Source organism: Gordonia sp. G4 (assembly GCF_057770005.1).
The window spans coordinates 45561-58915 of the sequence record NZ_CM173442.1 but is presented as its reverse complement, the minus strand read 5'-3'; the positions used below and the strand labels follow the sequence as shown (position 1 = coordinate 58915).

At 68.4% G+C, this 13355-nt stretch carries 14 protein-coding genes; 8 read left to right on the top strand and 6 right to left on the bottom strand.

What is annotated here, in order from left to right; all coding sequences use genetic code 11:
* The first annotated feature begins 60 nt into the window (after window positions 1–60).
* Window positions 61–2193, top strand: coding sequence for a 4-alpha-glucanotransferase (gene malQ / locus AC3B5T_RS00240; RefSeq protein ID WP_488358734.1), 2133 nt, complete (start codon window positions 61–63; stop codon window positions 2191–2193).
* Here malQ and AC3B5T_RS00235 read toward each other — a convergent pair.
* On the bottom strand, window positions 2165–3385 hold the full coding sequence (locus tag AC3B5T_RS00235; protein WP_488358063.1) for an MFS transporter: 1221 nt from the start codon (window positions 3383–3385) through the stop codon (window positions 2165–2167). The two genes, malQ and AC3B5T_RS00235, sit on opposite strands and share 29 nt — an antisense overlap.
* Window positions 3386–3494: 109 nt before the next feature.
* Between AC3B5T_RS00235 and AC3B5T_RS00230 the strand changes: the two genes are divergently transcribed.
* The gene (locus AC3B5T_RS00230; protein WP_488358061.1) at window positions 3495–4976 is read left to right on the top strand and encodes a flavin-containing monooxygenase; all 1482 of its coding nucleotides are present in this window, start codon (window positions 3495–3497) and stop codon (window positions 4974–4976) included.
* A 68-nt stretch (window positions 4977–5044) separates the two neighbouring features.
* On the opposite strand, the gene AC3B5T_RS00225 is transcribed toward AC3B5T_RS00230, so the two are convergent.
* Both AC3B5T_RS00225 and ybaK read right to left on the bottom strand, forming a co-directional pair.
* Entirely contained in the window at window positions 5045–5818 is a 774-nt protein-coding gene (locus AC3B5T_RS00225; RefSeq protein ID WP_055475610.1) for an SOS response-associated peptidase, read from the bottom strand.
* Between the two features lie 28 nt (window positions 5819–5846).
* A complete protein-coding gene (ybaK, locus tag AC3B5T_RS00220) occupies window positions 5847–6344 on the bottom strand; it encodes a Cys-tRNA(Pro) deacylase (protein ID WP_010843918.1) in 498 nt (165 codons plus the stop codon).
* 175 nt (window positions 6345–6519) lie between these two features.
* Here ybaK and AC3B5T_RS00215 point away from each other — a divergent pair, with 175 nt between their 5' ends.
* Window positions 6520–7359 (top strand): sigma-70 family RNA polymerase sigma factor, encoded by an 840-nt coding sequence (locus AC3B5T_RS00215; protein WP_055475557.1) that lies wholly within the window; start codon window positions 6520–6522, stop codon window positions 7357–7359.
* Window positions 7356–7643, top strand: coding sequence for a mycothiol system anti-sigma-R factor (gene rsrA, locus AC3B5T_RS00210; protein WP_055475556.1), 288 nt, complete (start codon window positions 7356–7358; stop codon window positions 7641–7643). The genes AC3B5T_RS00215 and rsrA overlap by 4 nt, the downstream gene beginning before the upstream one ends.
* A 114-nt stretch (window positions 7644–7757) precedes the next feature.
* On the opposite strand, the gene AC3B5T_RS00205 is transcribed toward rsrA, so the two are convergent.
* Window positions 7758–7832 (bottom strand): 50S ribosomal protein bL37, encoded by a 75-nt coding sequence (locus AC3B5T_RS00205; RefSeq protein WP_369758845.1) that lies wholly within the window; start codon window positions 7830–7832, stop codon window positions 7758–7760.
* Window positions 7833–8075: 243 nt separating this feature from the next.
* On the opposite strand from AC3B5T_RS00205, the gene AC3B5T_RS00200 reads away from it, so the two are divergent.
* Window positions 8076–8291 carry a biotin/lipoyl-binding carrier protein gene (locus AC3B5T_RS00200; RefSeq protein WP_055475555.1) on the top strand — a complete coding sequence of 72 codons (216 nt, stop codon included), beginning with the start codon at window positions 8076–8078 and terminating at the stop codon, window positions 8289–8291.
* Window positions 8292–8330: 39 nt separating this feature from the next.
* Window positions 8331–9836, top strand: a complete 1506-nt coding sequence (locus AC3B5T_RS00195) for a sensor histidine kinase (protein WP_055475554.1) — start codon at window positions 8331–8333, stop codon at window positions 9834–9836.
* Between the two features lie 121 nt (window positions 9837–9957).
* Here AC3B5T_RS00195 and AC3B5T_RS00190 read toward each other — a convergent pair whose 3' ends face one another.
* A complete protein-coding gene (locus AC3B5T_RS00190; RefSeq protein ID WP_004023450.1) occupies window positions 9958–10212 on the bottom strand; it encodes a WhiB family transcriptional regulator in 255 nt (84 codons plus the stop codon).
* Window positions 10213–10626: 414 nt separating this feature from the next.
* Here AC3B5T_RS00190 and AC3B5T_RS00185 point away from each other — a divergent pair, with 414 nt between their 5' ends.
* On the top strand, window positions 10627–11817 hold the full coding sequence (locus AC3B5T_RS00185) for an MFS transporter (RefSeq protein WP_055475553.1): 1191 nt from the start codon (window positions 10627–10629) through the stop codon (window positions 11815–11817).
* Here the strand turns inward: AC3B5T_RS00185 and AC3B5T_RS00180 are convergent.
* Window positions 11754–12704 (bottom strand): diacylglycerol/lipid kinase family protein, encoded by a 951-nt coding sequence (locus AC3B5T_RS00180; protein WP_197282767.1) that lies wholly within the window; start codon window positions 12702–12704, stop codon window positions 11754–11756. The genes AC3B5T_RS00185 and AC3B5T_RS00180 overlap by 64 nt on opposite strands.
* A gap of 129 nt (window positions 12705–12833) precedes the next feature.
* On the opposite strand from AC3B5T_RS00180, the gene AC3B5T_RS00175 reads away from it, so the two are divergent.
* The gene (locus AC3B5T_RS00175) at window positions 12834–13265 is read left to right on the top strand and encodes a hypothetical protein (RefSeq protein ID WP_055475551.1); all 432 of its coding nucleotides are present in this window, start codon (window positions 12834–12836) and stop codon (window positions 13263–13265) included.
* Window positions 13266–13355: the final 90 nt, after the last annotated feature.

Sequence of the window (13355 nt, the reverse complement as noted above, 5' to 3'; positions counted from 1 at the left end):
AGCCGGGTGACGCGCCCGGCGAGCGGGCGGAAATACTGCGATCATGCATGGGTGGCTGAAGTGAACCTCGATCGGTTGACCGCACTGGCGGACCGCTACGGCGTCGCCACCAGCTATGTCGGTTGGGGCGAGACGCGCCACGACGTCGAACCCGAGACACTCGTCGCGGTCCTCCGGGCGCTCGAAGTGCCCGCGGGGTCGCCCGACGAGATCGAGGAGTCGATCCGCGAGATCGACGAACAGCCATGGCGCGAGTTCGTGCCGGCGGTGACGGTCGTGACCGAGGGCTCCGGTGCCACGTTCACCGTCCATGTCCCGCACGGTCATCGGGTGAAGGTGTGGATCGTCAGCGAGACCGGCGACGACGTCGCGGCGCCGCAACTCGACGTCTGGGTCGAACCGCGCGAGGTCGACGCGGTCCTCGTCGGTCGCGCGACGTTCGCCGTGCCCGATGACCTGCCACCCGGGTATCACCAGATCAAAGCGCTCGACCTCGACGACTCGTCGGCGACGAGTGCGCCGCTGATCGTGACGCCGCGCCGCCTGCACACCGCGGACCGGTTGATCGGACGCAAGCGGTGGGGACTCGCCGCGCAGCTGTATTCGATCCGGTCGGCGGACTCGTGGGGCGTGGGCGACTTCGCCGATCTCGCCGGTGTCTGTGAGGTCGCCGCGAGCGCGTACGGCGCCGACTTCGTCCAGGTCAATCCGCTGCATGCGGCCCAGCCGCAGGCGCCGATCGAGGCGTCCCCGTATCTGCCGGTGACGAGGCGCTTCGTCAATCCGCTCTACATCCGGATCACCGACATCCCCGAACTGGACGGGCTGTCGAAGTCGCAGCGCAAGTGGGTCAAGGCACTGGGTCGCAGTTTCCTCACCGAGAACACCGCGACCGACAAGATCCGGCGCAACAAGTCCTTCCGCGCCAAGATGGAGGCGCTCGAACTGATCTACGGCGTCCCGCTCGCACCCGCGCGTGCAAGCGCCTACCGCGACTTTCGGCGTCGGGAGGGCAAGGGCCTCAAGCGTTTCGCGACGTGGTGCGCACTCGCCGAACGCTACGACGCCGACGACCCGCGCTGGCACGGAAAGTTCCTCGACCGCGCGTACATGAAGAAGAAGCGCCGAAAGCTGGCCCGGCGCATCGACTTCTACATGTGGCTGCAGTGGATCTGCGACGAACAGCTCGCCACCGCCGCGCATGCGGCGCGCTCCGCGGGCATGGGGATCGGCGTGATGGCCGATCTCGCGGTGGGTGTCGCACGGCACAGCGCCGACGCGTGGGCGCTGGGCGACGTGCTCGCCTCCGGGGCGACCGTGGGAGCGCCGCCCGACGGCTTCAACCAGCAGGGACAGGACTGGGACCAGCCGCCGTGGCATCCCCGGCGCCTCGCCGAGGCGGAGTACGAGCCGTACCGCGACATGATCCGCACCGTCCTGCGACATGCGGGAGGTGTGCGCGTCGACCACATCCTCGGACTGTTCCGGCTCTGGTGGATTCCCGACGGGAGCAGTCCGGCTCACGGGACCTACGTGCACTACGACAGCGAAGCACTGATCGGCATCCTGGCGCTCGAGGCGCAACGCGCCGACGCGGTCGTCGTCGGCGAGGATCTCGGGGTCTTCGAGCCGTCGGTGCAGGACTCGCTCCGCGAGCGCGGAATCCTCGGCACCTCGATCCTCTGGTTCGAACAGGGACCCGACGCGGCGATCCCGCCCGAGGACTACCGCGAGCTGTGCCTGACCTCGGTGACGACGCACGACCTGCCGCCGACCGTGGGATATCTGGCGGGCGACCACATCACGCTGCGATCGCGGCTGGGCCTGCTCGCCTCCGGCGAGGACGCCGAGCGGGCCCGGGACGCGCGCGAACGCGACGCGGTACTCGAACTGGCCTACGAGCGCGGACTGCTCTCCCGGGACACCCCGCTGACAGATCCCAAGGTCGTCGACGCCCTGTACGCGGTGATCGCACGGACCCCGTCGGTGCTGCTGAGCGTCGCTCTGGTGGACGCGGTGGGGGAGCGGCGGATTCAGAACCAGCCGGGCACCGACAGCAGCCAGTATCCGAACTGGTGTGTCCCGCTGGCCAATACCGAGGGCGACGTCGTCCTCGTCGAGGATCTCGTCAGCAGCGTGCGGTTCCGCAGGCTGGTGTCGGTGCTCAACGAGTCGGGCGTGCCAGGTTCCTGACGGACACGATGGTCAGCACGAGCGCGACGAGGGCCAGCACGGCGACACCGATGTTGAAGGCGATCCCGGCGGGCCGGAGACCCCAGTACTGCGCGGTGATCCCCTGGCCGACGATCGGGATGGAGATCGCCACGTAGGCGACGACGAAGTAGGTCGAGGTGACCTCGGCCTTGCGTCCGGCCGGCGTCGCGGCGACCACCGACGCCAGGCCCTTGCTGAACGACATGCCCTGCCCCACACCGCAGATCACCGCACCGCCGAGCAGCGCCGGGGTCGACGCGGCGACCAGCCCCAGGATCGACAGGCCCGTTCCGAGGATGAGGAGGGCGCAGCCGGCGATCAGCGCCGGCTCGGTGGGCATCCGACCTATGACGATCTGGGTGAGCGCCGAGGACGCGAACAGCACGAACACCAGGAATCCGGTGAACGCGTGGTCGTCGATGCCGAGGATGTTCGTGACGAAGGAGGGCATCACGCCGGTGAACGTGCCCATCACCGCGAACCCGGCGAAGGCCGCGATCGACGCCCGGACGAACACGCCGCGGATGTCGGCGGGCACCGACAGTCTCTGCACGCTCAGCCGGGCGCCCGGGACGACGTCGACGGTCTCGGGGAGTCGCCAGATGCCGACGAAGACGAGGACCAGCAAGGCGAGATCGAGCACGAACGGGGTGTGCAGCGGGGACGGTGCGTACTCGGCGAGGAGGCCGGCGATCAGCGGACCCAGGCCCAGGCCGCCGATGTTGGCGGCGGTTGCCACCGCCGGCGCGCGTCCCCGCCAGGACGCCGGGGCGAGTTCGATGACCGCGGTGGTGGCGGCGCCGGCATAGATGCCGGCGGACAGCCCGGACAGCACGCGGCCCAGCAGCAACTGCCAGACGGGGCCCGCGGTCAGGAACACCACGGCGCTGACCGTCGACAGGATCGCACCGGCGATGAGCATCTTGCGCCGACCGATGACGTCGGACCAGCGTCCGAAACCGATCAGCGCGGCGATGACCCCGGCCGCGTACACGGCGAAGATCACGGTCGTGGTGGTGACGCCGAAGCCGAGTTCCTCGCCGTAGATCGCGTAGAGCGGCGTGGGCAGCGTGGTGCCCAGCATGATCACCGTGAAGGCGTAGACGGCCGCGGCGAACGATGCACCGGAAGGGGCGGAGGAGGAGGCGGGGACACTCGAACGGTCAGACATGGCAGCCGACACGCTACCGCCGCGGCCCTGGTCCAGCGCTGTGTGCTGAGTTACAGTAACTGGTGGTAACAGTTAACTTCCGCAGTGCAGCAAGTTGGGGGTGTGTCGGATGCAACCAGAACTCGACGTCGTGATCGTCGGTGCAGGCTTCGGCGGGATGGGCGCCGCGATCGAACTCAAGCGTCAGGGGTTGGACAACATCGCGATCCTCGAGCGCGAAGACGATCTGGGCGGCACGTGGCACGTGAACCACTACCCCGGACTGGCCGTCGACATCGCCTCGGTCACCTACTCCTATTCGTTCGAACCCAATCCGTACTGGTCCCGACTGTTCGCGCCGGGCGCCGAGCTCAAGCGCTACGCCCACCACGTCGCGGACAAATACGATCTCAAGCGGCACATGGAGTTCGGCACCCTCGTCGAGTCCGCGTCATGGGACCCCGAGGATCAGCTGTGGCGTGTCCGGACAGGTGACGGCGGTGAGCGGACCGCCCGCTACCTGGTGACCGCGACGGGATTCCTGTCACAGCCGCACGTCCCCGACTTCCCCGGGATCGAGAACTTCGCGGGCACCATCCTGCACACCGCCGCCTGGGACGACGGATTCGACTTCGCGGGCAAGAAGGTCGCCGTGATCGGCACCGGCGCCACCGCCGTCCAGCTCATCCCGGAGATCGCCGCCCGTGCCGACGCCCTGACCGTCTTCCAGCGCACCGCCATCTGGGTGGTCCCCAAGATCGACTTCGCGATCCCCGCGGTCGTGCAGCGGCTGTTCCGCCGGATCCCGCTCACCCAACGCGCTGCGCGACTGGTCAATTCGTCGCTGCTGGAACTGTTGATGGTGTTCGGCGTCCTGCACTACAAGCAGGTCAAGCCGGGCAACAAGCTGGCCGCCCGACTGGCCAAGGCCCACCTGCGCGCGCAGATCGACGACCCGGAGCTGCGGCGGAAGCTCACTCCGGACTACGACTTCGGATGCAAACGCCCGACCTTCTCCAACACCTACTTCGCCAGCTTCGCCAAGCCGAACGTGACGCTGGAGACCAGCGGCATCGCCGGCCTCGAAGCCGATGCCATCCTGGCCGCCGACGGCACACGCACCGAGATCGACACCCTCGTCCTCGCCACCGGGTTCAACCTCTGGGACGTCAACTTCCCGGCATTCGACATCATCGGCCGGGACGGGCGCAACCTCGGGAAGTTCTGGCGCGAGAACCGTTTCCAGGCCTACGAGGGCGTGACGGTCCCCAAGTTCCCGAACCTGCTGTCCCTCAACAGTCCGTACTCCTACAGCGGGTTGTCGTACTTCACGACCATCGAGGGCCAGATGAAGCACATCGCGCGACTGTTCGGTGAGCTCCGTCGCCGCGGGCAACGCACCTTCGAGGTCACCGAGGCGGCCAACGATGCCTTCCTCGACGAGGTGACCGACCGCCTGCAGTCGTCGGTGTTCTACAACGGGGACTGCGCGACGTCACGCAGTTACTACTTCAACCAGCACGGCGAGGCGACGCTCCTGCGGCCGGCATCGACGTTGCGCACCCTGCGCGAGATGAACTCGTTCCCGTTGCGCGACTACGAGTTCAGCTGAGCGAACCGGGGCGCGCCGGCGGGAGGGCTTGTCTCACAACAGCTCCCTGAGGAGCGAGCTTGCGAGCGTCACGAAGGGTTGAGCAACTCCGGTCCGTTGTTCGCGACCCGGTTGACCAGTGGGGCGACCTCGCGGATCGCGATGGCGTCGACCAGTGACCGGGCGGGTGGGGCGAACAGTTCGTCGGGCGCCCGGCCATCCGGATCGAGCCAGGCATCCCAGCTGTCGTACGGCATGATCAGCGGCATCCGGTCGTGGACGTCGCGCAGCTCGCCGACCGCATCGGTGGTGAGGATGGAGCAGCTGAGCAGCGGCGGGGCCGGTTCGGCCGTGTCGGCGTCGGTCTTGGGATGCCAGACCGACCACAGGCCCGCCATGAAGAGCCGGGTCCCGTCCTGCGGGGACATGAAGAACGGGATCTTGGTGGGTTTGCCCTTGCTGTCGACCGGACCCTTCTTCCACTCGTACCACCCGTCCATCGGTACGAGGCAGCGCCGCGACTTGACCGACGAACGGAACGAACTCTTCTCCGCCGCACTCTCGGCGCGGGCGTTGAACAGCAGCGGCCCCTTGCCGACCTCTTTGGCCCACGGCGGCACCAGTCCCCAGCGCATCGCCCGCACCCGCAACAACGGATCGTCGTCGGGATCGTCGGGCGAGTGGCGCTTGACGACGGTCATCACCGTCGTCGTCGGTGCCACGTTGTAGTTCACGCCGGGCGGGCGGGGAGTGGCATCGAGATCGGTGGAGTCCTCACCCGCCGGTTCGGGTACCTCGTTGACGGCCTCGATCTCCGCCGCGAGCTTCGCCGGGTCGGTGGTCACCGCATAGCGTCCGCACATGGTGTCCATGCTGCCCTAGTGGGGGCGACTAGGCGGCGGCGATGTCGGCGACCACGGCCTCGGTGACCGACACCAGATCCGCCGGGGCCAGTTCGATCTCGAGCCCGCGCTTGCCTGCGCTGCACAGCACGCGGTCGAACCCCGTGGCCGAGGAGTCGATCACCGTGGGCAGCAGGGTGCGCTGACCGACGGGCGAGACACCGCCGAGGACATAACCGGTGGTCCGGGTGACCGCCTTGGCCTCGGCCATCGTCGCCTTCGACGCACCGAGCGCGGCCGCCGCCGACTTGAGTGACAGCTTGCCGGGCACCGGGACCACCGCGACGGCCAGACCGGATCGCCCGCCGCCGGAGAGTTCGATGACCAAGGTCTTGAAGATCTGCTCGGGCCGCACGCCGAGGGTGTCGGCGAGTGCGGCGACGGCCTCCGCGCCGTAGGCCTCCGAACGCGGGTCGTGCGCGTACCGGTGTACGGAGTGGGCGATCCGAGCACGTTCGAGTGCGGCGATCGCCGGGGTGGATGCCATCGTCGGTTACCTCCTGGTGGTGAGCGGGGTCGCGGGGGTGGCGCGAGAGGCCTCCGCCGGGATCGGCCCGCCGCGATCGCAACGGCGACCCGGGAACAAACCGCCCGTCGCGCTCTGTTGGGACTGTTCGGACAGCGGACGTAGGGAAACGGACACGAAGGAGGTCGGGAGGCATATGAGCACAGCGGCCGTGATGGAGCTCCCGCAGCGCACCGAGCCGAGGTCACTCTCGGTGGGGGACGGGTCGGTAAGCTTGATCGACAACATCTCCGTGATGCCTCCCATCGAAGGGATCGTAGTGTCCGACACAGAAGCATCCGACACAGAGTCGTCCGGCCCGGGGTCGTCCGGCCCGGCACAGTCGGCGACCGGCCGGTCCGGTACCGCCAAGGCACCCCGCCGGGCCGATCCGAGCGAATCGCCGGAGCAGCTGACCGAGCGGTTCGAGCGCGACGCGCTGCCGCTGCTCGACCAGATGTACGGTGCCGCGCTGCGGATGACCCGCAATCCCGCCGACGCCGAGGATCTGGTCCAGGAGACCTACATCAAGGCGTTCACCGCGTTCGCGTCGTTCCGGGAGGGCACCAACCTCAAGGCCTGGCTCTACCGGATTCTCACCAACACCTACATCAACGGCTACCGCAAGAAGCAGCGTCAGCCCGCGCAGTACCCGACCGACGAGATCACCGACTGGCAGATCGCGGCGACCGCCGAGCACACCTCGCAGGGGCTGCGGTCGGCGGAGATCGAGGCGCTCGACGCCCTCCCCGACGACGAGATCAAGGCCGCGCTGCAGGAATTGCCGGAAGACTTCCGGATGGCCGTCTACTACGCCGATGTGGAAGGCCTGCCGTACAAGGAGATCGCCGAGATCATGGACACCCCGATCGGTACCGTCATGTCCCGACTGCACCGCGGTCGCCGTCAGCTGCGCGAGCTGCTGGCCGACGTCGCGCGTGAGCGCGGGTTCAATCGTTCCGCACGTGCGGCGGCGGATGCGGAGGTGGCGCGATGAGCGACGTCGATCCGGAGCTGACCCAGCTCGACTGCTCGGCCGTCATCGCCGATGTCTGGCTCCTGCTGGACAACGAGTGTGACCAGAACGCCCGGGAACGACTCCAGGGCCATCTCGACTCCTGCCCGTCGTGCCTGGCGCACTACGGCATCGAACAGCAGCTCAAGGCGCTCGTCAACCGGAAGTGCGGCGGCGACCAGGCGCCGCAGAGCCTGCGCGACCGTCTGCGCATCGAGATCCGCAAGACCGTGATCGTGCATGAGGTCTCCGAATCCGATCGCTGATCGCGTCGAGCTCGAGCACAACAACCACAACCCACGAAAAAGCCCGGGCGGCCTGTGAAGGCCGTACCCGGGCTTTTTGGCTTGCTCGCTCGCCGAGACCGCGTGGTGCGGTGATCAGGCGTTGGGGCGCTTGCCGTGGTTGGCAGCGTTCTTCTTACGAGCACGCTTCTTGCGTCCGCGCTTTCCCATGACGCATCTCCTTCATTGCGGGGCGGGCGCCGTGGGACCGGGCCCGCCGTGTACTGGTTCAGCTGTGCTGAGACAACCCTGGCATCGGCCGGGGAGGACATCCCTGGTGTCATCCGGGGAAGACATCCCTGGTGATCGGGACATCACAGTGTCTCAGGGATTCTCCCACGTACCAAAAACACCTCTGCTGACGCCCCCGGCACCGGGACCTCCGGGTACGACGCCGTGGGCTAATTTGGGTGCATGGCAGAAGACGTTGTGGCAGAGATCGTCGCGAGTGTCCTCGAGGTGCGCGTCGCCGCAGGGGAGCAGATCGAGGTCGGCGACACCCTGGTCCTGCTGGAGTCGATGAAGATGGAGATCCCCGTGCTGGCCGAGGAGCCGGGCACGCTCGCCGAGGTCAAGGTCGAGGTCGGCGACGTCATCCAGGCCGGCGATGTGATCGCCGTCTACGAGTAGTGAACCGGCCCCGGCCCGTCGTCGCCCCCGTGTCCTGAGATGTCCACCCTCTCCGACCTGCTCGCCGAACACACCACGCTGTCCGACTCGGCAGCCGCGCATCTGCAGCGCCTCGTCGCCGAATGGCAACTGCTTGCCGACCTCTCGTTCGCCGACCTCCTGTTGTCGGTGCGCACGGAGGCGGGCGCGGTCGTCACGGTCGCGCAATGCCGTCCCAACACGGCCTCGACGGTCTTCCCGACCGACGAGGTCGGCCGCGTCATCGACACCGAAGCCCATCCACAGGTGTTGCGCGCCTTCACCTCCGCCCGCATCCTGCGCGACGAGGACCCCACCTGGTTCGGCGCGACGGCCATGCGGCAGGAAGCGGTTCCGGTCGGCTTCGACGGCGAGGTGATCGCCGTGGCGACCCGAGCTGTCGACCTCACCCACCCGCGCCTGCCGTCGCCGCTCGAACTCGCCTATCAGGACTCGGCCGACGATCTGTGCCAGATGGTCGCCGACGGCACGTTTCCGCACGAGGAGGGGAATCCGCGCGGCTTGTCGACGCCCCGCGCCGGCGACGGCTTCGTTCGTCTCGACGGACAGGGCCTCGTCACCTACACCAGCCCGAACGCGCTGTCGGCCTTCCACCGGATGGGGTGGACCGCCGAACTCAATCACACCCGCTTGTCCGACGTCGTCAAGCAACTCATCACCGAACCGTTCGAGGCCGACGACGTCGCACTGATGCTCGACATCGCGGCCGGCGTCGCCGAGATCCCGACCGGCCCCTACCGCGACATCGGGATGCGCGTGGAGGCAGACGCCCGCCGCGCGACGGCCCTGATCCGCGCCGTGCCGCTCCGTCCGCGCGGCGAGACGACCGGAAGCGTCGTCCTGATCCGGGACGTCACCGAGGTCAAGCGACGCGACCGCGCACTCATCAGCAAAGACGCCACCATCCGCGAGATCCACCACCGGGTGAAGAACAACCTGCAGTCGGTCTCGGCGCTGTTGCGACTACAGGCGCGGCGCACGTCGAACTCCGATGCCCGCGAGGCGCTCAACGAGGCGGTGCGCCGAGTGGCCTCCATCGCGCTCGTCCACGAGTTGTTGTCGGGCAGCGTGGACGAGGAGGTCGACCTCGACGAGGTCGTCGATCGTCTGGTCCCGATCCTGGTCGATGTCGCGTCGGGGGAGGCGCGGGTGGCTGTGCGCCATCGCGATCGGCTCGGCGTGCTGACCGCCGAACTCGCGATGCCGCTGGTGATGGTCCTCACCGAACTCATCCAGAACGCGATCGAACACGGCTTCGACGGCGCGCCGCACGATGACGCCGAGATCGCGGTCGTCGCCGAACGGGATGTGCGCGGCCTTCGAATAGCGGTCCGCGACAACGGTTCCGGTCTCCCGGAGCATTTCGATCTGGCCACGTCCGACCATCTCGGCCTGCAGATCGTCAAGACCTTGGTGTCCATCGAACTGGGCGGTGAGCTCGACATCCGGTCCAATCCGGGTGGCCCGGGAACCGAAGTGGGTGTCTACATTCCGCTGCGCTCGTGAGCCGTGGTCGCGTACCGCATTGTCTGACCGCGGTTTCCGCCGGACGGTGGGGACGAGAGCACGAAAAAACCCGGCCGCGGCCGGGTTTCTTCGAGTCCGGGACGATGCCGGCCGTCGAGGCCTAGACGCTGCTCCGGGTACGCGTACGTGCGGTACGGCGCTTGAGTGCGCGTCGCTCGTCCTCGCTCATGCCGCCCCACACTCCGGCATCCTGGCCGGACTCGAGGGCCCACGACAGGCAGTCGGCGGTGACGGGGCACCGCGCGCAGACGAGCTTCGCGTCGGCGACCTGTGCGATGGCCGGGCCGCTGGTCCCCACGGGGAAGAACAGTTCCGGATCCTCGTCGCGACAGATGGCCTTGTGACGCCAGTCCATTCCACTACTCCTTCGGGCGCGTTCGCACCACTCGATCGTCTTGCTGGTGATTGTCGGCTGTAACTCTCAGTTCACGCGGCGCACCAAATGTTTCCGCGTTGTTGCTTGTGAATACTTTCACGAATCGGGCCGAAGTCAATGGGTTTGCTTCACACGTGGGCAACATCACGTCACCCGCCTAGCACTCCGGTCGCGGACTCCCGAAGGGGGGTCCGGGCACTTTGTCTCACGGCCTTGTTGTAGCCTACGCGTCTCGCGGCGGTACTGTCGACGACTTTCTGCAGGTCGCGACCCCGTCGCCGGTGAAAAACGCTCGTGACGTGGCCGGACGCCGAGGGTATTGTTCACCACATGCGCCGACGATGTTGATCCACACCGCCCCGGCGGCCCCACCGCAGGCTGACAGCCGCGGCGGTGGGCTCCGCCCTCCTCGAAGACCTCATCCCGCTCTACCCGCTGTACGCCGTCCTCTTCGCCGACCCCGGGATTCCGGGCGCCGGGCTCGGGCCCGCCGAGATCTCGGCGCTGTTCGTGATCTGGTCGGTGTCGTCGGTGATCGTCGAGGTCCCCACCGGTGTGCTGGCCGACCGCGTGTCCCGACGGAAGCTGCTGGTCGCCGGTCCGCTGATCACCGCGTCGGGTTTCGCGCTGTGGACGGTGGCGCCGTCGTTCGTTGCCTTCGCCGCCGGATTCGTCCTGTGGGCCCTCGGTGGAGCGTTGCGGTCCGGCACGACACAGGCGCTGGTCTACGACGAGCTGAACCGGCTGAGGCGCTCGCAGGACTACGCCCGACTGACCGGGCTCATGCGGGCGGCCGGGGCCATCGGAGTGATCGGCGGCACCGCGGCGGCCGCACCGTTGTTCGCGTGGGGCGGCTACGACGCCGCAGGCGCCGCCAGCGTCGTCGCCTGCGTGTTGTGTTCGGTGATGTCGGCGATGCTGCCCGAGGGTCGAGAGGCCGCCGCCGATCCACCGGAACCCGAGGACGCGGACCCCGACCTCGGTTGGCGGGAGATCGTCCGCCACGGCTGGGGCTCGGTGCGGACGCAGCCGGTCGCACGGCGCATGTTGCTGCTGGGTGTGGCGCTGACCTGGGTCGCGGCGCTCGACGAGTATCTCCCGTTGCTGATCGCGTCGTTCGTGGTCGACGCCGCCGCCGAGCCCGATCCGGCGGCGGTCGCGCTGCTGATGATCGTGGTGTCGGCCGGTGACATCGGCGGCGCGCTCGCGGCGGGGCGGTTCCGGTCGGTCGACGCGATCGGGCCGGCGGTGGGGGTGGGCGCGGTCGTGCTCATCGGGTCGGCGCTGTGGGGGCACCCGGTGGGCGCCGCGGGCGTCGCGACGGCGTTCGGGATCCTGGGGTGGGCGCGGGTCGTGGCCGACGCCGAACTGCAGGACCATCTGAGATCGGCATCGCGGGCCACCGTCACCTCGCTGGCCGGGATGGGCGAGGAGGTGGTCGCGATCCTGGCCTTCGCCGGCTGGGCGCTGGGGTCGACATGGCTGGGTCCGGCCGGGCTCTTCGCGGCGGCGGCGCTGCCCTACGTCGTGATGTCGGCGGTGCTGATCGGCGGTGCGATGACCGTGAGGGCGTCGCGGCGATGACGAAAACGTATGTCGCGGAACGCCCCGATGTAATCGCCGTCCATCTGTACGTCGATCGGGGCCTCCGCGCGGAAGCACACCTCGTCGACGTCGTCATCCCGAAAGAGGTGGCGTGCCTTGGGATCTGCCTGTGACAGGAGTCGCGTCGCCAGCGGGAGGTTACGGAACACACCGGTGGAGGTCGCCACGAACACCCCGAGGCCGGTGTGGAAACCGGTGCCGGGGTTGGTGCGGATCTCGCGCGGTCCGAGATAGGTCCACGGGCTGGTGTTGGACACGAAACCGTAACGCGCGCCGACGATCCGGTTCCGGCCCGGGATCTCGACGTCGAACGTGGCCGACGAACCGGACTGCTTCAGGAAGCTGGTGATCGTGGTCCACAGGTATCGGGCCGGCGTCGCGGTCTTGCCCGCGTGCCGCTTGTCCTCCATCGCGTGGATGACGACCGCGTCCATGCCCATGCCCGTGTTGAACAGGAACCAGCGGTCATCGGTGTGGCCGAGTCCGATCCGGCGACTGCGTCCCGCGTCGAGGAGGGTGATGATCTGCTGTGTCGCGAGCAACGGGTCGGGATCAATCCCCAGCGTGCGGGCGAAGACGTTGGCGCTACCGCCGGGGATCACGGCCAGGGCGGGCCGCCGCCGGTCGGGATCGCTGCTCGACGGCGGGTCGAGCAGTCCGTTGGCGGCCTCGTTCACCGATCCGTCGCCGCCGTGCACGATGACGGTGTCGAAGTCCTGGGCCGCGGCGCGCGCGGCGAGCTCGAACGCATGCCCGCGGTGCGTGGTGAGTTCGACGTCGAGGTGGAAATGCGCGCTCAGGGTGTGCGCCAGCGCGTCGCGGCCGGCCGGACTGGTCGCGGTGGCGAACGGGTTGACGATGAGCATGACACGCACGACACCCGAGGATATGGGGTCGTCGCCGCCCGCGCGTAATCGCGCGGATGTGTACGGCGCCATCGCTCCGGTACGCACACCCGCGGAGGTCCGCGCGGGGGGACCAAATATCCTGGGACGGTGAGCACCGAGAACGGCCGTCCGGAGTCCGATACCGATCCGTCGGTGACCCCGCGCCAGATCAAGATCGCCGGTGCGGTGACCACGCTGCAGGGGCTGGCCGGTGTTGCGGTCGCGGTGATCTTGGTCGTGCGCGGCCTGGCCGGGCACGAGGAGACCACCATCAGCGGTTACGGCACCGCGGCCTGGTTCGGCATCATCGGCGGGGGAGTGCTGGTCGGCGGTCTGGCGCTGCTCTCGGGGCGGCGGTGGGGACGTTCGATCGCCATGGTGGCGCAGATCCTGCTGCTGCCGGTGGCGTATTACCTGTTCACGAGCGGATGGCCGGTGTTCGGCGTGCCGCTGGCACTCGCGGCGCTCGCGGTCCTGGTGATGCTGTTCAGTCCGGCGTCCATGAGATGGCTCGCCGACGAACTCGAACCCGAGCGCTGACATCCTCCTCCGGCCGGTTCTCCTCCGTCCGGGTACGCCGCGCGGCCGAGGTGGACTCTCATCCGACGATCCACGCCCGGGCGGTCGTAC